At 24.4% G+C, this 17,331-nt stretch carries 14 protein-coding genes; 3 read left to right on the top strand and 11 right to left on the bottom strand.

All coding sequences use genetic code 11. From position 1 onward, the window contains the following. Positions 1–9: 9 nt before the first annotated feature. Positions 10–1,650 (bottom strand): formate--tetrahydrofolate ligase, encoded by a 1,641-nt coding sequence (locus OMES3154_RS00865; protein WP_156682963.1) that lies wholly within the window; start codon positions 1,648–1,650, stop codon positions 10–12. Between the two features lie 160 nt (positions 1,651–1,810). On the opposite strand from OMES3154_RS00865, the gene adhP reads away from it, so the two are divergent. From adhP to OMES3154_RS00850, 3 genes are all read left to right on the top strand, one after another. Continuing rightward, the gene (gene adhP / locus OMES3154_RS00860; RefSeq protein WP_156682962.1) at positions 1,811–2,824 is read left to right on the top strand and encodes an alcohol dehydrogenase AdhP; all 1,014 of its coding nucleotides are present in this window, start codon (positions 1,811–1,813) and stop codon (positions 2,822–2,824) included. A gap of 101 nt (positions 2,825–2,925) precedes the next feature. Then, positions 2,926–3,915 (top strand): glycosyltransferase family 2 protein, encoded by a 990-nt coding sequence (locus tag OMES3154_RS00855; protein WP_156682961.1) that lies wholly within the window; start codon positions 2,926–2,928, stop codon positions 3,913–3,915. Further along, positions 3,912–5,942: a prolyl oligopeptidase family serine peptidase gene (locus tag OMES3154_RS00850; RefSeq protein ID WP_156682960.1), complete on the top strand. Its 2,031-nt coding sequence runs from the start codon at positions 3,912–3,914 to the stop codon at positions 5,940–5,942. The genes OMES3154_RS00855 and OMES3154_RS00850 overlap by 4 nt, the downstream gene beginning before the upstream one ends. Before the next feature lie 142 nt (positions 5,943–6,084). Here OMES3154_RS00850 and OMES3154_RS00845 read toward each other — a convergent pair whose 3' ends face one another. From OMES3154_RS00845 to OMES3154_RS00800, 10 genes are all read right to left on the bottom strand, one after another. Continuing rightward, positions 6,085–7,209 carry a glycerate kinase gene (locus tag OMES3154_RS00845; RefSeq protein WP_156682959.1) on the bottom strand — a complete coding sequence of 375 codons (1,125 nt, stop codon included), beginning with the start codon at positions 7,207–7,209 and terminating at the stop codon, positions 6,085–6,087. A 63-nt stretch (positions 7,210–7,272) separates the two neighbouring features. After that, a complete protein-coding gene (locus OMES3154_RS00840; protein ID WP_156682958.1) occupies positions 7,273–9,501 on the bottom strand; it encodes a hypothetical protein in 2,229 nt (742 codons plus the stop codon). Then, positions 9,485–9,934, bottom strand: a complete 450-nt coding sequence (locus OMES3154_RS00835; protein ID WP_231679238.1) for a lipopolysaccharide kinase InaA family protein — start codon at positions 9,932–9,934, stop codon at positions 9,485–9,487. The genes OMES3154_RS00840 and OMES3154_RS00835 overlap by 17 nt, the downstream gene beginning before the upstream one ends. Positions 9,935–9,945: 11 nt before the next feature. Further along, positions 9,946–11,805 (bottom strand): coiled-coil domain-containing protein, encoded by a 1,860-nt coding sequence (locus OMES3154_RS00830; protein ID WP_156682956.1) that lies wholly within the window; start codon positions 11,803–11,805, stop codon positions 9,946–9,948. Further along, on the bottom strand, positions 11,798–12,289 hold the full coding sequence (locus OMES3154_RS00825; RefSeq protein WP_156682955.1) for an FHA domain-containing protein: 492 nt from the start codon (positions 12,287–12,289) through the stop codon (positions 11,798–11,800). Before OMES3154_RS00825 ends, OMES3154_RS00830 begins: the two co-directional genes overlap by 8 nt. Positions 12,290–12,296: 7 nt before the next feature. Then, a complete protein-coding gene (locus OMES3154_RS00820) occupies positions 12,297–12,836 on the bottom strand; it encodes an FHA domain-containing protein (protein ID WP_156682954.1) in 540 nt (179 codons plus the stop codon). A gap of 61 nt (positions 12,837–12,897) precedes the next feature. Further along, the gene (locus OMES3154_RS00815; RefSeq protein ID WP_156682953.1) at positions 12,898–13,677 is read right to left on the bottom strand and encodes a hypothetical protein; all 780 of its coding nucleotides are present in this window, start codon (positions 13,675–13,677) and stop codon (positions 12,898–12,900) included. Beyond that, positions 13,667–14,086, bottom strand: a complete 420-nt coding sequence (locus tag OMES3154_RS00810; protein ID WP_156682952.1) for a membrane-associated protease 1 — start codon at positions 14,084–14,086, stop codon at positions 13,667–13,669. The genes OMES3154_RS00815 and OMES3154_RS00810 overlap by 11 nt, the downstream gene beginning before the upstream one ends. Positions 14,087–14,098: 12 nt before the next feature. Beyond that, positions 14,099–16,237 carry a transcriptional regulator gene (locus OMES3154_RS00805; RefSeq protein ID WP_156682951.1) on the bottom strand — a complete coding sequence of 713 codons (2,139 nt, stop codon included), beginning with the start codon at positions 16,235–16,237 and terminating at the stop codon, positions 14,099–14,101. 210 nt (positions 16,238–16,447) lie between these two features. Further along, positions 16,448–17,320, bottom strand: a complete 873-nt coding sequence (locus OMES3154_RS00800; protein ID WP_269432426.1) for a tRNA dihydrouridine synthase — start codon at positions 17,318–17,320, stop codon at positions 16,448–16,450. Positions 17,321–17,331 lie beyond the last annotated feature (11 nt).

Here is a 17,331-nt window from a genome sequence, read left to right as displayed (position 1 = left end):
CAATTTTTATTAAAATAAACCTATTATTTCTCCTTCATCAGTTATGTCTATATTCTCTGCTGCTGGCACTTTAGGAAGTCCTGGCATATCTAAAACATTTCCTGACATTACAACAAGAAAATCTGCTCCAAATGATGGTCTTATATCACTTATCTTAAATGTATATTCCCCTGGTCTACCTTTAATTTCAGGATTATCTGTTATAGATAATGGGGTTTTAGACATACAAATAGGCATTTTATCTATTCCTTTATCTTTGAAAAACTCTAATTTTTCTTTTGCTTCATTTGTATATTCTACATCTTTTGCACGATATATTTCTTTTGCTAACTTTTCAATTTTTTCTTCAACTGTTAAATCTAAGTCATACAGGAAATTAAAGTTTTCAACATTTTTATCTTCAATTTCAATATGTTCTTCATTATCTTTTTTATCACATATTTCTTTTATCTTGTTAGCTAAATCAACACAACCTATACCACCTTTAGAAAAGCCTTGACTTATTTTCACATCTACGTCATATTGTTTTGCATATTCTCTTATATTATCAAAGTCTTCTTTTGTATCACCCTCAAATTCGTTTATAGCTATAACTACAGGTATATTAAATTTCTTTAAGTTCTCTATATGAACTCCTAAATTTTCCATACCGTTTTCTTTTAATGCTCTTGTTGTAACTACTAATACAGCTATATCAGGCGTAACACCTGCTTTTCTACAAGTAATATCAAAAAACTTTTCAGCTCCTAAATCTGCTGCAAATCCAGCTTCTGTTATTGTATAATCACATAATTTTAAAGCAAGTTTAGTTGCAATTATTGAATTACATCCATGTGCTATATTTGCAAAAGGTCCTCCGTGTATAATCGCAGGTGTATTTTCTGTAGTTTGAACAATATTTGGTTTTATTGCATCTTTTAATATTGCAGAAACCGCACCTTGTATTTTTAAGTCTTCTACTCTTACAATACCACCATCTAAATTTTTGGCAACTACTATTTTTGATATTCTATTTTTTAAATCTTTTATAGAAGTAGCTAAACATAATATTGCCATTATTTCACTAGCTACCGTTATTTGAAATGATGCAGATCTTTCGTATTTTAAACCATCTAATTGTATTCTTCGTAATGCCCTATCATTTGTATCTATTACTCTTTTTATATATATATTTTCTTTGTCTATATTTAATTCATTTCCCCAGTAAATATGGTTATCCACACAGGCTGAAATTAAATTTGTTGCTGCTGTTATTGCATGAAAATCTCCAGTAAAATGTAAGTTAATATCTTCCATAGGTAACACTTGGCTATATCCACCGCCAGCCGCTCCCCCTTTTAGACCAAAAACAGGTCCCATACTCGGTTCTCTTAAAGCGGCAATAGAACTAATATCTAACTTATTAAATGCCTGAGTTAGTCCGATTGTAACTGTTGATTTTCCTTCACCTTTTTTAGTTGGTGTAACTGCTGTTACTAAAACTAAATGCCCATTAGCTTTTGTTTCTAATCTTTTTAGAATTGATAAATCTATTTTTGCCTTATATTTACCATATTCTTCTAACTCATCATCAAATATTCCTAGCTTATATGCTATGTTTTTAATATTTTCTAACTTGATTTCTTTTGCTATCTCGATATCTGTTTTCATATTATCACCCCTTAAATTTATTATATCAAAAAAATATACCCCTTTTCAAATGATATAACTGAATTTATACCTGATTCAAAAAAAACTATTGACAATCAGTAAAAATAGGGGTAGAATTGATTAGTTAAAAAAATAACTAATTGAATAGGGGGATAATTTTATGAGAGCAGTTGTTGTAAACAAAGAAGGAACAGGTATTGAAGTTACTGAAAAAACAGTAAGACCATTAGAATATGGTGAAGCATTAGTTGATGTTGAATTTTGTGGTGTTTGTCATACTGACTTACACGTTGCTAAAAGTGATTTTGGAAATGTAGCTGGTAGAGTATTAGGGCACGAAGGAATAGGAGTAGTTAAAGAATTAGGTCCTGGTGTTAAATCATTAAAAATAGGAGATAGAGTTTCTATAGCATGGTTCTTTGAAGGATGTGGATCTTGTGAATATTGTAATACAGGTCGTGAAACTTTATGTAGAAAAGTTAAAAATGCAGGATACTCAGTTGATGGTGGTATGGCACAAGAATGTATAGTTACAGCTGATTATGCAGTAAAAGTTCCAGAAGGATTAGACCCAGCACAAGCAAGTTCAATTACATGTGCAGGAGTTACTACTTATGCAGCTATAAAAGCAGCTAACCTAAAACCTGGTCAATGGATTGCTTTATACGGTGCAGGTGGACTTGGAAACTTAGCAGTTCAATATGCTAAAAAAGTATTTGGTGCTCATGTTATAGCAATAGATATAAATGATGATAAGCTTGATTTAGCTAAAAAAGTTGGTGCAGATGTTGTATTAAACGCTAAAAATGTAGACGCTCCTAAATGGATACAAGAAAATGTTGGAGGGGCTCACTCAGCAGTAGTTACAGCAGTTTCTAAAGTAGCATTCAATAATGCTATAGATTCAGTAAGAGCAGCTGGTAAAGTTGTTGCAGTTGGATTACCTAGTGAAACAATGGACGTTTCTATAGTTAAATGTGTATTAGACGGTATAGAAATAATAGGATCATTAGTTGGAACTAGAAAAGACCTAGAAGAAGCATTCCAATTTGGTGCTGAAGGATTAGTTGTTCCAGTTGTAGAAACTAGACCTATAGATGATGCTTATGAAATCTTTGATAGAATGGAAAAAGGTACTATAACAGGTCGTTTAGTAATTGACATGAAAAAATAGATAATATATTTTAAATGCTCTAGCAATAGGGCATTTTTATTTGTAAACTAAATACCTTTGTGATAAAATACAAGAAAAACAAATTAAAAGAAGGGGATTTTATGAACGAAAAAATAAGCATTATTATACCTATATACAATGTAGAAAACTACTTAAGAAAATGTTTAGATAGCATCGTTAATCAAACTTACAAAAATTTAGAAATACTTCTAATAGATGATGGAAGTACAGATAAATCCGGAAAAATTGCAGATGAATATGCAAAAAATGACAGCAGAGTTATAGTTTTTCATAATGAAAATGGTGGTGTTAGTGCCGCTAGAAACTTCGGTCTAGATAAAGCTACTGGAGAGTACATTGCACTTGTTGATTCTGATGACTATGTTGATTTAACATATATAGAAAAGCTATATAAGGTGTTAAAAGAAAATAATGCTGATATTTCGGTATGTAAGTTTGACTATATTTTTGAAAAAAATTATAGAAACATTAAAATAAAGAATATAATGCCTTTTAAAACAAGAATACTAGAAAAAGATAAGGCATTAAAAAATATATTCAGTTATTCTAAAAAAACAGTTTCTTTTACTACTGTATGGGCATCTTTAACAAAAAAAGAACTTTACAGTGATATTAGATACCCCTTAGGAAAATTTGTTGAGGATATTTACACAACATACAAGCTATATTTAAAAGCTGGTAAAATAGCCTACTATAACGAACCTTTATACTACTATGTCCAAAGAACTGGAAGTTATGTAAATAGTCCTTTTACATTAAGTAAAACATCTATGGTTGATCTTTACGACGAAAAATTAAGATTATTAAAAGAAAGTAATCAAACTGAAGTATATAACTTAACTTTATACAGATATTTTCTAATACTAAATCTTGTTAGAACGCAAGTAATTAAAAATCAGCTGGATTTTGATATATCAATAATTGATGAAAAATTAAAATACCTTGAAAGCTTAGAAATATCTCATCCATTTAACCCTAAATTAGCTTTAAATAAGCTAGTAGAAAAAGATTTAAGTAAATATGTCCTACAAATATATCTTAAATTAAATCAAAAAAAGGAGAAAAAATGATTAAATACCCAAATACAAAAAAAGTTGAAGTGATCGATAATTACTTTGGTGATTCCGTAATTGATAACTATCAATGGCTAGAAGATGATAAAAGTATAGACACTAAAGATTGGATAGATAGCCAAAATGATTTAACATACAATTATTTAAGTAAGATACCTTATAGAGAAGAAATTAAAGAAGAAATTAGAAGCCTTATAAACTATGAAAAAAGGTCAATTCCTTTTACATCAGGTGATTATACTTACTATTTTAAAAATGATGGACTTCAAAATCAATCATTACTATATAGAGTACATAATGATGATAATAAAGAAGAACTTTTTATAGATCCTAACACTTTATCATCTGATGGTACTAACTCTATATCACTACTAGAATTTAGTGAAAATGGTAATTTCTTAGCTTTTTCTGTATCTCTTGCGGGTTCTGATTGGCAAAAAATATATGTAATGGATACAAAAACAAAAAAAATTATAGAAGAACTAGATGACATTAAATTCTCTAATATTTCATGGGATAATAACGATGGATTTTTCTATTCAACTTATGAAAAACCTAAAAAAAGTGAGTTATCAGAAAAAACAGACGAGCATAGAGTTTATTATCATAAATTAAATACCAGTAAAAAAGAAGATAAGTTAATATTTCCAGATGATAATACTAAACACAGATATGTATCTGCAAGTCTAATTAAAAATACTAATTTTTTACTTATATCTTCAGCTAACTCAACATCTGGTAATAAGCTATATCTAAAAAATTTAATAGATAATTCGGTTATAGAACTAATTGATACATATGATTATGATATAGAATTAATAGATAGCGATAATGAGTATTTATACCTTTTAACTAACTATATGGCAGCTAACTCAAAACTAGTAAAAGCTAAAATAAGTGAGCCTACATATACTAAATGGGAAACTGTTATAGCTGAGTCTGAAAATAAATTAAATGTAACTACAGCATCAAAATATTTCTTTGCTAATTATACAAAAGATGCACTTTCTTACATAGTTTGTTATGACTACAAGGGAAATATTATAAAAGAGATAAAGCTAGATAAAAAGGGAACTATGCTTGGTTTTTTTGCAAAAAAAGATAGCCTTTATACATACTTTAGTTTCCAAAATTATACTACTGCTTCAAGAATTTATAAACTTAATTTAGAGACACTAGATTATGATTTATGGTGGAAACCTAATTTAAACTTTAATGAAGATGAATATATTAGCGAACAAGTATTTTATGAATCAAAAGACAAAACAAAAATACCTTTAATTATTACATACAAGAAGGGAATAAAACTTGATTCTTCTAATCCTACCATCTTATATGGATATGGTGGATTTAATATTAGCCTTAATCCTAGTTTCAGTCCATTTATAGCTGCTTGGCTAAAAAAAGGATATATCTATGCCGTAGCTAATCTTCGTGGTGGTGGAGAATACGGTAAAAACTGGCACCTAGCTGGTATAAAATTAAACAAACAAAATGTTTTTGACGACTTTATATATGCCGCAAAATACTTAATTAAAAAAAATTATACTAGTAGCAATTTTTTAGCTATTAGAGGTGGATCTAATGGTGGTTTACTAGTTGGAGCAACTATGCTACAAGAACCAAATTTATTTAAAGTAGCACTACCTGCTGTTGGTGTATTAGATATGTTAAGATACCATAAATTTACAGCTGGGGCTGGTTGGGCTTACGACTACGGTACAAGTGATGATAATAAGAAAATGTATGAATATCTAAAAGCTTATTCTCCTGTACATAATGTTAAAAATTATACTAATTACCCTGCAACACTAATAACTACATCAGATCATGATGACAGAGTTGTTCCCGCACATAGTTTTAAATTTGCAGCTAATTTACAAGAAAATATTGAAAACAAAAACCCACTATTAATTAGAATAGAAAAAAATGCAGGCCATGGTGCAGGTACTCCTATTTCTAAATTAATAGAACAATATACTGACATTTACGCATTTACACTTTGGAATATGAATATTAAGTAAATTTGTGAGATAAGTTTAAAGAATCCTCTTTAGCTTATCTCTATTTTTTATATATATAACCCGAGTTTCCAAACAAAAATATCACATAACGCTGTAATTACAAGGCTTACAATCTAAATAACGTGATATATTTTTTTCTAGTTTATTCTTTAATGCCTATCAACCTAAATACATTTTTAACTGTTTTATATAGATTTTTATCAGCATTATTAAGTGCATTTTCTAAACTTTCTACACTATTTACTATACTAAACATTGCATCTATTCCATAATTAGATAAAATTTCACTATCTTCTGATAAAATACCTGAAAATGCAATTACTGGCTTATTGTGTTTTTTAGATAGTTTTGCAACTCCATAGCAAGTTTTACCTAGTATTGTTTGACTATCTAGTTTACCTTCTCCTGTTATTATTAAATCCGATTTAATAATTTTTTCCTCTAGTTTATTTAACTTCATTACAATATCTATGCCTTTTTCAAGTTTTGCTCCTATTAGTAGTAAAGCTGCACCTAAACCACCAGCTGCCCCTGCTCCTTTTATATTTTCTACTTCTTTTTTATGTTGCTTTCTTACTATTTTAGCAAAATGTTTTAAATTATTATCTAACATTTCTAACATTTCTGGTTTTGCACCTTTTTGTGGTCCAAAAACATAACTAGCACCATTTATTCCTGTTAAAGTATTTTCTACATCACGTGCTACTGTAATATTTATATCTGGTATAGCACTAATATCTATACTTTCTATATCGCTTAGATACTTTCCTCCTAATTTAATACTCTTTTTATCTTTATCTAGTATTTTAGCTCCTAAAGCCATTAGCATCCCTACACCTGCATCTACAGTTGCACTTCCTCCAATAGCTATTATTATATTTTTTGCACCTTTATTTACAGCATGTAAAATAAGTTCTCCTGTTCCATAAGAACTAGTGTAATATGGATTTCTTTTATCTATAGGAACTAACTCTAATCCACTAGCACTAGCCATTTCAATAAAAGCTGTTTTAGATTTTTCATCTAAAATATATTCAGCTTCTACATTTTCTAAAAGAGGCCCTTTAACATTTAATTTAACTATTTTCCCATTTAAATTTTGTTTTAAGGATTCAATTGTTCCTTCTCCTCCATCTGCCATAGCTACTTTTTCTATAATATACTTAGAATCTACTTCTAGTATTGCTTTTTCTATAGTATCGCATACAGTTTTAGCACTCATTGAATCTTTAAAAGAATCTGGTGCAATTAAAATTTTTCTTATCATAATATATCTCTCTAACTTTTTTTCTTTTTTTTATTTTAATGGTTTTTTTTACCTATTGCAAGTTTAATAAATATCAATAAAATACGTTTTTTTAGATACATATATTTGATCGTCTTTTCTTAATATATATGATATTTTTATTTTATCGTCTAGCTGCATAAATATTCTTAATATATTATTATCTATATCATTTAATTGTTCTTGAGAAAACTCTGATTTTATCTCATCTTTTTCAATAAAATCCTTTTCAATATGATAAGTAAATACTTTTTCATTATTCTCATCTTCATATACTATTTTTATATCTAAATTATTAACACTTTCTAATCTATCTATGTAGCTCTTATCTTTTTTGTCTGTATTTAATACTAATTTATATTCTTTTTTAAAATCTTTTATGTATATAGAAATATTTTCTTTTTTTCTCATTACTTTGCTATTGATTTTCACTCTACCAAAATTTATATCCATATCCATCTTATATGCAATATCAATTAAAAAATTATATGAATTAACATTATCTTTTTCAAAACTAATTAGTCTACCAGGTATATATTCTTTTAAAAGATTATAAAAAACGTCAATTTTTATAATCCTACCACCTATATTTATTCCTTGATAATTTTTTAATATTTCTATCATATCTATATTATTAAAATATGTATATATTAAATAATACATCTCCACTAAAAAAATCATCTCTATATCATTATTTGTAATAGTAAAATCATTTACTTCTAGTTCATGTATATTTAAAGTTTCTAATATTTCATTTAAACTAAAGTCTTTTTTTATAGAATTTATATAGTTTTCAAATATATACTCACTTATTTCAAATAAAATAAGATGATTTTTATAGCTTTTTATATACATATCATTTATTTCAGTTTTATATTTTATGTAATCTGTAATAAATTTTTCTTCTAGAATCTCATAATTTTTTTCAATTTCTTCTATAATATTTTTATATTCATTTTTATTTATCTTATTGATAATCTCTTTTTTACTATAATTTAAATATTTAATATCACAGATTCTATACTTTAAATACATAAATATTCTATTTATTATTTTTATTTTTGATAGCTGCTTTTTATATACAATATTAGTTAATATATTAAATTCGTAGTTAATTTCTTTTTCTACTTTTTTATATTTATTTATAGAAATCTCTAGCATATTATTAGTTGTATTTATTACTAAATATGGTTTTATACTATCTTTTATATTTTTTAAAATACTATAATTTAAGATATTTTTAATATCTAGCTTTTTCAAATCCTCTTTCTCATAATCTATACCTATCAAATTAAAGTTCTTATACATTTTTTTACTATAGCTTATTATCTTTTCTTTGATGTATTCAAAAAACTTTTCTAGTATCTCTTCTTTTTTTATAAGCCTAAAATTTAAAATTTCATCATAAATTTTTATATATTCTTCTTTATTTTCAAGTAAATAATTTATATCTAGTATTACTGTATTATTTAATTTATAGCCCTTGCTTTTTATTTTAACTAAAGCTTTTTTTGAATATATGTATTTTATAGTATCTTTTTCTATTTTTTCTATATATATCATGAAATTTTCAGAAAAATATTTAGTAGTAACTTTATTTTCTAAAATTAAAACTGGGCAAGAATTTTTTGTTTTTTCTAGTTTCTGATAACTAAACTCTATTATATTTTCTTCATAACAATTTATTCTTTCTGGAATAGTTTCTATATGAATGTTATTATATATTTTATATATTAACTCAACTCCAAAATTATCAAAAAAAACTAAATGCATTTTTTCGTTATTTTTAAAATTATCATCTATTCTATTTATTATATATGAAATACTATATCTGTGATATCTTATATCAATATATTTAGTGTCTAATTCTAAATTTATAATTCCATAAATATATCTATTATTTCCAGTTAATAAAACTATACTTGTATCTATTTCTAATTGTTTATCAATTAAAATATAGTAATTATCATTTTCCATATATTTAGTATTTTCGTATATTCTTATACTTCTAACTATTTCAATATCATTTTTTGTTATACTAAATTTTGATAATTTTTCATCTAATACTTCTTGTAATCTAAAAAAAGAAATCTCATTATATTGATAAAGCTTATATATCGTATTATCTTTTCTATACTTTAATATCAGATTTATAAGTTCTTTTTTACTTAACTCATCAGATGTAATAATATCTACTAACTTTTCATTAAAAGCAATATTTAATAATTCTTTTCTACTTTTTATAATCAGTTCTTTTTTAGAATATAGTCCCATTATCAATCCAACTTTCTATTTTTTTTAACTTAATATAGTCGTAATCGTATTCACTAGATATACTAGCTAGAGCAAAATCAATTAAATAAATATTTTTGCCATCACTTAGTATATTTGATAAATTTAAATCATTATGACATACATTTATACTATGTAACTTTTTTAAAATATGAGAAAGCCTTTTTTTTATCAAAGGCTTTCTATTTAATTTTGTAGTATTTATTTTTTCAAAATATATATCAATATATTTTCTACTTATTAACACTTTTATCATTTTAGGTGAATAGTTAAATTGATTTTCAATTAGGTATTCATTTATTCTTATTTCGTTTATTGCAATTTTTCTTATATTTTCATTTAATATTATATACCTTTTTACAATAAATGTTTTATAGCTTATAAGCTTATTGATGTTTAATATCTTATTTCTCATTAAAACTCTCATTACCACCACGCTGAATTTATTTTTTCGTACGAATATTTCATTTTATCTTTAAGTTTTTTTATTGTTATATTTGGAATTTTTACTTTATTTGATAAATCTAAGGCCCTTTTATATTCTTCATAAGCATTTTTAAATTCGTTATTAGATATATACTCATCTCCCTTTTCAATACTTAAATAAATACTTTTTATAATTTCACCTTCCACCTCATTTTTTTTATTTTTTATTATTGTTGGTTTTTTTTCTTTTCGTATTAGTTCTTTAATTTTTCTAATCGTTTTATTATTTTCATTTATTTCACTTATTAGATCTAATTTTTTTAATTTTTTATTTACTTCTAAAAAAGCCTCTAAGCTTACTCTATACTTTTTTTCATTCATATATTGCTTTGCTTCTAATTTTAAAACTTCTATTTCTTCTTTTAAATTTTTTATTTCAGAATCTAAAAGTTTTCTATCATTTTCAATTCTATCTAATAAATCATTATCACCTACCCTTTTAGCTAAATTAAAGGCATCATCTAATTTAACTAATGCTAAATTTTTATTTTCCATAGTTTTATAGCTTTCAATTGTTTTTTCTATAATAGCTTTTAAACTTTCTATTTTATCATTCATCTTTTCATATACTGGTTCTAAAAATGTATTAATTAAATCCGCTCTTTTATACTTCATATATATTTTTTTAGTATCAGATAAAAGAAGTTTTAAATCTTCATATTTTTCATTTTCTAATAAATCATCGATTTTTTCTAAATTATTATATGCTTTTTGTAAATCATTTGATTCTATTATTAAAGTATTTATTGTATCTAATTTATACTTTAATTTATTATTTTTTATCTTGTCTAGCTTGTTATATGCCACAATATATTCATTATTTTTAATATCTAACTTAGATTGACTTATTTCTTTTTCTATTTCATTATATGTAATTATATCTTCTCTTACCCTTTTTATATATTCAGTATCTTTTACATATTCTATTTCTAGTTTTCTAGGAATATATATAGCTTTAGCTTTATATAAATCTTTATATATATTTTCAAGTTCTAAAAGCATTGTTCCTATATTTTTATAGACTTTATTTTTCTCATATATTTTAATATTTTCTTTAACTTCATTTATTTTATCTTCATAGACCTTGATTCTTTTATTATTTAAGATAAACAGTGTGAATATGCTAAATAATATAATTATACCGATTATTAAAAACGAATTTTTTCTACCTTTTTCTTTTTTTTCTATTTTTTTTATCTTAATTTTTGCAAAATCAATTTCTTTATTTGTATTATCCCATGAGTTTATACCTTCTATTAAAATTGTATCCATAAGTTCTAACTCTAATTCCCCAGTCATATTTATAGCTAATTGTTTTAAACCCCCAAGACAATTAGTCACCTCCTTGCGATACTTATTCTCTGCTATCATATCAAAGGTAATTTCTTTATTCTCATAAAGTTCATATGCTATATTATCTAATCTTGTTCTTAGTTTTAATTTTTCATCTTTATCAAATACACTTGCTTGTATATTTCCAGAAGATGCTATTAAATACTTACTTTTATTAGATAAAACTAACATAATTGAACTTGATAAAAACTTTAGACCCAACTCGCAAGTTTTCTTTTCATTAAATAAGTCGTTTGTCCTTATGATTAAATTTTTTAAAAATTTACTACTAAACTCCTGTTTTTCTAGAAACTCTGTAACGATAAAGTTAACTAAAATTTCATTAGTATTTGTTTCTAGATCTCCTTCTTTTTGCATGAAGATAAATAAGATTATGCCATTTTTTTCTAAATATCCAAAATATGTATTTTTGCTATTCTTAAAATCTATATCATAATATCTATACATTTGCTTCCCAACTAAAATTATCACCTACAAATTTTACAAAAACTAGCTTTGTATTTGATACTTCTATTAAACTAAAATTTTCAATAGGCTTTGTTTCATATAGAGCTTTTTTATTAACATAGACTATACTTTGAGATTTTCCTGGAGTTATAACAAAGTTTCTTTGCTTTTTGTTGTAATTTATACTAAAGTGATTTGTTTCATCTATATTTTCATCACCTAGTATGCAAACATCAGCTGATTCACTTTTCCCAATAAAATTTCTACCGTCTTTTAATTTATAGTCCATACCTTTTTCAAGTCCTGATATATTAACAAGCCAAGCAACAACTGCTTTTATATTGTTTATTACTATTAGCTTTGTTTTTAAAATATCATCATCTTGTATATTTTCTTCTTCATTTTTTGGGACTAGTTTACAATAAGGACATTCTTTTTTTTCATAACTTATTATATGTCCCATATCACATTTTCTAAATTCCATATTACTCCTAATTTATTAAAATACTAATTTTATTATTTAATTTAATGATATCACCTATTTGTATATGTTCTTTTTCATTTTTTAATATGATTTTTCTATTATTAGTTTTAATTAAAGTGGTACCGTTTGTTGAATTCAAATCTATTAGATACCAAGTATCTTTAATTTTTGAAATAATTGCATGTTCTTTACTTATTAACTCTGATTCTTTTACATCTTTTAAGTCAATATCAACATCATTTTTATTATTTTTTTTACCTATCTTGTAGTTATTTTTTTTTATCTCTACAAGACCTATTTCATTATCTTTATCGTCTATTATTATTATCCTATTTATATTATCTTTTCTTTTTATTTCTTCTAATTCTTCTATTTTTCTTTTTTTTAATTCATTTTCAAACATATTTTCAATTTTAATATTAAAAAGACTTTTTTTAAGATATATATTGTAAGTAGAATAAATAGCTAACATTAAACATAGTAATATTAAAGCTTTTTCTATTCTATTATAGGTAATATAATAAAGAAGTGATAAAATTATAGTCACAATAATATATATTAAATCATAATTAAAACTTCTTTTTACTATTTTTTTACTAGTTTTACTTTTATATGATACTGAAAGGTTCAAGATCTTTATTAATATTCTCTTTAACAATTCTATTACTTTCTATATCTTTTAATATTTTAAAAAGATAATTTCTAATTTGTTTATTTGAGAGGATTTTTTCTTTCATATTTAATTTTCTATTTATATATGAAATCAGAACTTCTTTTTTTACGCTAGCATTTTTAAATAGCATACACATACTAAAGTCAAAATCATTTAAATTAAATTTTTCCATTTCTTCACAAAACTTAGTTAAAATATACGGATTTACTGTGTATAATTCATCTTTTATAGAGTACTTTTGATTAGTTAAATCTATTACATTAAATTCTTTTTCATACTCTACAAATTCTGTTGAATTACTATATATATTAGCTCCATCTCTTAAAATTATGTTAAATAAGACAAAGTCATCATCTGATACAAGAGTAGTTTCTTTAAAAAATACACTTATTTCAAATTCGTCATATTCCTTATTTGCAAGTTTTTCAACATTTAGAATAAGAGCATACCTTCCTTCTAATTCTGGCCTTTTTATATATATTTTATCATCTAATAAATATACATTTGAGTTTAATTTAAAAATTCCTTCGGATATTTCAAATAGATTATTATCTATAACCTTAATAAAAAGACCTTCTATAATACCATCACTATAATCTATATACTTAGACCCTATATACTTTTTATATGAATTAACAATAGAATTTAAAGATTCACTAGTTAAATTTTGAAACTTTCTATATATAGGTAGTTTTATTGTTCTTTTACTTTGCATCGTAACCACCCTCTATTTTAATTTCACTTATTTTTTCTTTTTTTTGTTTTGCTAGTAATCTAAAACTTCCTGTTCCAGACAAACTATTAAAGTCTTCACTATAATCTATTAAAAAACTATTAGGCATTACGATTTTCCTTTGTACAATTCCAGCTGATATTACCTCTAAAGTAAGTTCTCTATATGCGTCTTGCGATTCTGCTGGAATTAAAGACCAAAGACTTAATTTTTTAGTAATATCATCTGTTTGACTTATTATTTTACCAATAACTTCAACACTTACTTGCAACTCTGTTGCTCTTGCGTTAGAGTCATTTGGTGTATCTGATAAATACTTTACAGAGCTTATATTATCTTTTTCAAGTATAATCTCATCATTTTGCCCTTTTATAACTAATCTCATTCCCATTTATTTCACCCCCTATTCCTTACCATTTATTAATAATTTAAGATGCCTTACTTCTCCTGATAGCTTTAAATTTAAGCTAAAAGTATTTGAATTAGAAAACTTTTCTATACTTATATCATCTTCTAATTTTAAGATTGAATTTATCATATTGGTATTTGATAACCATTTTGATTTAACACTATTTGGATTATTACTGAAAAACTCATCTAATTTTTCTTCTTTAAAATCTGCAGTCATATATCTTAATACTCTTTCAATATATGTAGTTGTTGTTGTTTTATATATAGGTTCATATGTACCTTGTGTATTTTTTGATAAACTTCTTGCCTTATACACCATTATATTATCTATTAACTTATTATCATGAACTATTTCATCTGATGTAAATATATACCCAAAATTTAATTCATTTATCCTATTTTTAATATCCTTTGTATAACCTGAAATTTCTTTTGCTAAATTAGTCTTAATTCTAAAAGCATTATCTTTTGCTTCTATATTTATTCTAACTCCAGGCGTTTCTTTTAATACATTAGTGTATCTTTCACTTAAATAATTAGGACATTGCATACTTGCAGTTATTCCTGCTGCTATATATGATGAATCTATATAAATTCCATTTATATAAAAACTTACTTCATTTGATTTTTCGATCTTTTCATTTTCATACCTTATTTCACTTGCTATATTTACCTTAGACATATTTTTAGGTATTAAAGTGAAATTTGGTATACACGCTATTAAATATTCTGAATATTCTTTATTTTCAAGTAACTTACATTTTTCTATATACTCATCTATTCCATTTAAAGAAACTGTTTTAAAATCTGTTTTATAATTTGCTTCAAAATTGAAAAAACTTTGTATCTTATACTTAGATAATACACTTGTTAAGCTTATTAAAGTGTTTAAACTATTAGTATTTTCTTTATTTTTTTCACTTCCTCTAAATCTTTTTTTAATATTTTTTTCTTCATTTACATTAAATTCAATATTAGGTATTATTGAAAACCATATGGTATTAGAAAAATCATTCTTATTATTTACAGTATTTAAAAATACTTCTAGTTTATCTAGATTTTTAGCACTTACTAATTCATCTGTATCAATATTAGTGATTAGTAACTTTGGTTTCATTAGTGAATTTTTAACGTCATACTGAGAAAAAAATAGCTTTACACCTATTATTTTTTTTATTAACTCTTTTGCTACTTCAATAAAATTTTCCTGTGCCATTTTATACATTGTTACATAGTTATTGTAGTTTACAATCTCTTTTTCTACTTCAATATTTACAATTTCATCATTTACTGGTGCAAAAGTCCTTGTTATTAAATTTTCTATATATGGATTTTTCTCTTCTGAATTTTCGTTATAGTCTTTTCTAAACTCTAGCGCTAATTTTTCTTGATTTTCTATATTAGTCCCTTCTAGTAACTTAGTTTCATTAGTATTTATACTAATAATTTCTAGTTCTCCATTTGCACCAATACTAAGCTTTCCTGCACTTATTTTATTTATCGTATTTTTAGAAACTTTATTATCTGTAATAAAAAGTCTTTTTTCTATATCATTTATAGCTAGTGGTAACATAGCTAAAACGTTGTTATAGTTTTTAGATGCATTATGAAAATTATAGTTTAGCTTATCTGCTATTTCTAATTTTAATGGATCCTTATCATCAACTTTTTCATATTTATCATATAAGTAAGCTATTTCAGATCTTAATTGTTTTAAATCTTTCATAATTTTTTTAGGTGACAAATAATCTAGTATATCCTCATAATTAAAGTTTATTGTCTTTACCTTATTTTTTTCTCTTGTTTCTATTAAAGAAATTAACATATTTAAAAAGGTATTTTCTTTATCTAGATTAATTTCAGATATTAACTCACTTTTTATATTTGGCTTTTCCAAACTATATGCTATAGTATTTTTATCTTTATCAAAATAACTATATATTTTAGGCTTAAACTTTTCTAAAAACTCGCTAAAGCTACTAACAACTAAATTCTTGTTTATTTCTTCTATCTTATCATCTGATAAACTTTTAATATCTATTTCTTCTGATATTAAAGTTAGAAGATTTAATTTTTCTTCATTTATTTTCTCAAATAATATTACTCTATTTGTACTGATTAAATCATTCATTTTACCTCCTATTTTTTCTACCTTGCTTCAGTGTGAGTATATGACTAAAAAATTTTTTTTGAAATACTAAATTCAAAAACTTTAGTGTAGTAAATAAGGTGAACAAAATATTTTTTTTGTAGTAACAATTAGAAATAATTTAAAATAATTTTTTTTTTGATTAAGTTAATTAAATAAATTTAGTAAAAAAAACTTCCTTGATTTTTAATTTCATGGAAGTTTTACTTCTTTTATTAACTTTATTTTTCTATTATAGTCTTTTTCAACCAGTATACTTTTCATATCTTCTTTATTTAAAAACTTAAAATACTCTATTAAAAACTTATTTATTTCTAAAAGGGCTTTTTTCTCACCCTTATCTTCAACTAATAGGTTTATATGTTCTATTATTAAGTTTTTATCTTCTTCTAAACTTCTTATTATTTTTTTGTCCTCTTTAATTTCTTTTATTAAATATGGATTTGATATAATACCCCTTGCTAACATAACGCCATCAATATTATACTTACTTATTTTTCTATAATCTTCTAAACTAAAAATATCTCCATTTGCTATTAGTTTAAAATTTCTATCTAAACTTGATAATTTTTTTGTTATATTATGATTAGCAAATCCATTAAATCCTTGTTCTTTTGTTCTTGGATGTAAGCATAGATAAGGAATATTTAGCTTATTAGCCAGATTAAAATATTTCATGGTATTTATAGAATCCCTAATTTTAATAGATACTGATATATTTTTTTCTTTTAAAGAACTTAAAAGATATTGTATTTCATCATATCTTTCTAACATATTAGCACCACTACCATTTTTTAATATTTTTGGTTGTGGACAGCCCATATTTAAAAGTAAATCGTGGTAACCTAATTCATTTAAATATATGAAGTTATTATATAAATTTTCTATATCAGATCCAAATAATTGTATTCCTGTATTTTCATCATTACTAATTCTCATTATTTTTTCTAATGTATTTGAATTTTTTTGACTTAATAAATTAGAATTAACCATTTCTGTGTACATTAAATCTGGACCAAATTTTTTCATTATCTGTCTATAGCTAAAATCAGTATAGCCAGACATTGGAGAAATAT

This window comes from Oceanivirga miroungae (assembly GCF_902505095.1).
GTDB lineage: Bacteria > Fusobacteriota > Fusobacteriia > Fusobacteriales > Leptotrichiaceae > Oceanivirga > Oceanivirga miroungae.
This window is presented reverse-complemented; position numbering and strand designations above follow the sequence as displayed.

What these genes read in the sequence shown, in the direction of transcription:
- OMES3154_RS00865 (WP_156682963.1), bottom strand. Translation starts at nt 1,650, where the DNA reads ATGAAAACAGATATCGAGATAGCAAAAGAAATCAAGTTAGAAAATATT.
- adhP (WP_156682962.1), top strand. Translation starts at nt 1,811, where the DNA reads ATGAGAGCAGTTGTTGTAAACAAAGAAGGAACAGGTATTGAAGTTACT.
- OMES3154_RS00855 (WP_156682961.1), top strand. Translation starts at nt 2,926, where the DNA reads ATGAACGAAAAAATAAGCATTATTATACCTATATACAATGTAGAAAAC.
- OMES3154_RS00850 (WP_156682960.1), top strand. Translation starts at nt 3,912, where the DNA reads ATGATTAAATACCCAAATACAAAAAAAGTTGAAGTGATCGATAATTAC.
- OMES3154_RS00845 (WP_156682959.1), bottom strand. Translation starts at nt 7,209, where the DNA reads ATGATAAGAAAAATTTTAATTGCACCAGATTCTTTTAAAGATTCAATG.
- OMES3154_RS00840 (WP_156682958.1), bottom strand. Translation starts at nt 9,501, where the DNA reads ATGGGACTATATTCTAAAAAAGAACTGATTATAAAAAGTAGAAAAGAA.
- OMES3154_RS00835 (WP_231679238.1), bottom strand. Translation starts at nt 9,934, where the DNA reads ATGAGAAATAAGATATTAAACATCAATAAGCTTATAAGCTATAAAACA.
- OMES3154_RS00830 (WP_156682956.1), bottom strand. Translation starts at nt 11,805, where the DNA reads ATGTATAGATATTATGATATAGATTTTAAGAATAGCAAAAATACATAT.
- OMES3154_RS00825 (WP_156682955.1), bottom strand. Translation starts at nt 12,289, where the DNA reads ATGGAATTTAGAAAATGTGATATGGGACATATAATAAGTTATGAAAAA.
- OMES3154_RS00815 (WP_156682953.1), bottom strand. Translation starts at nt 13,677, where the DNA reads ATGCAAAGTAAAAGAACAATAAAACTACCTATATATAGAAAGTTTCAA.
- OMES3154_RS00810 (WP_156682952.1), bottom strand. Translation starts at nt 14,086, where the DNA reads ATGGGAATGAGATTAGTTATAAAAGGGCAAAATGATGAGATTATACTT.
- OMES3154_RS00805 (WP_156682951.1), bottom strand. Translation starts at nt 16,237, where the DNA reads ATGAATGATTTAATCAGTACAAATAGAGTAATATTATTTGAGAAAATA.
- OMES3154_RS00800 (WP_269432426.1), bottom strand. Translation starts at nt 17,320, where the DNA reads ATGTCTGGCTATACTGATTTTAGCTATAGACAGATAATGAAAAAATTT.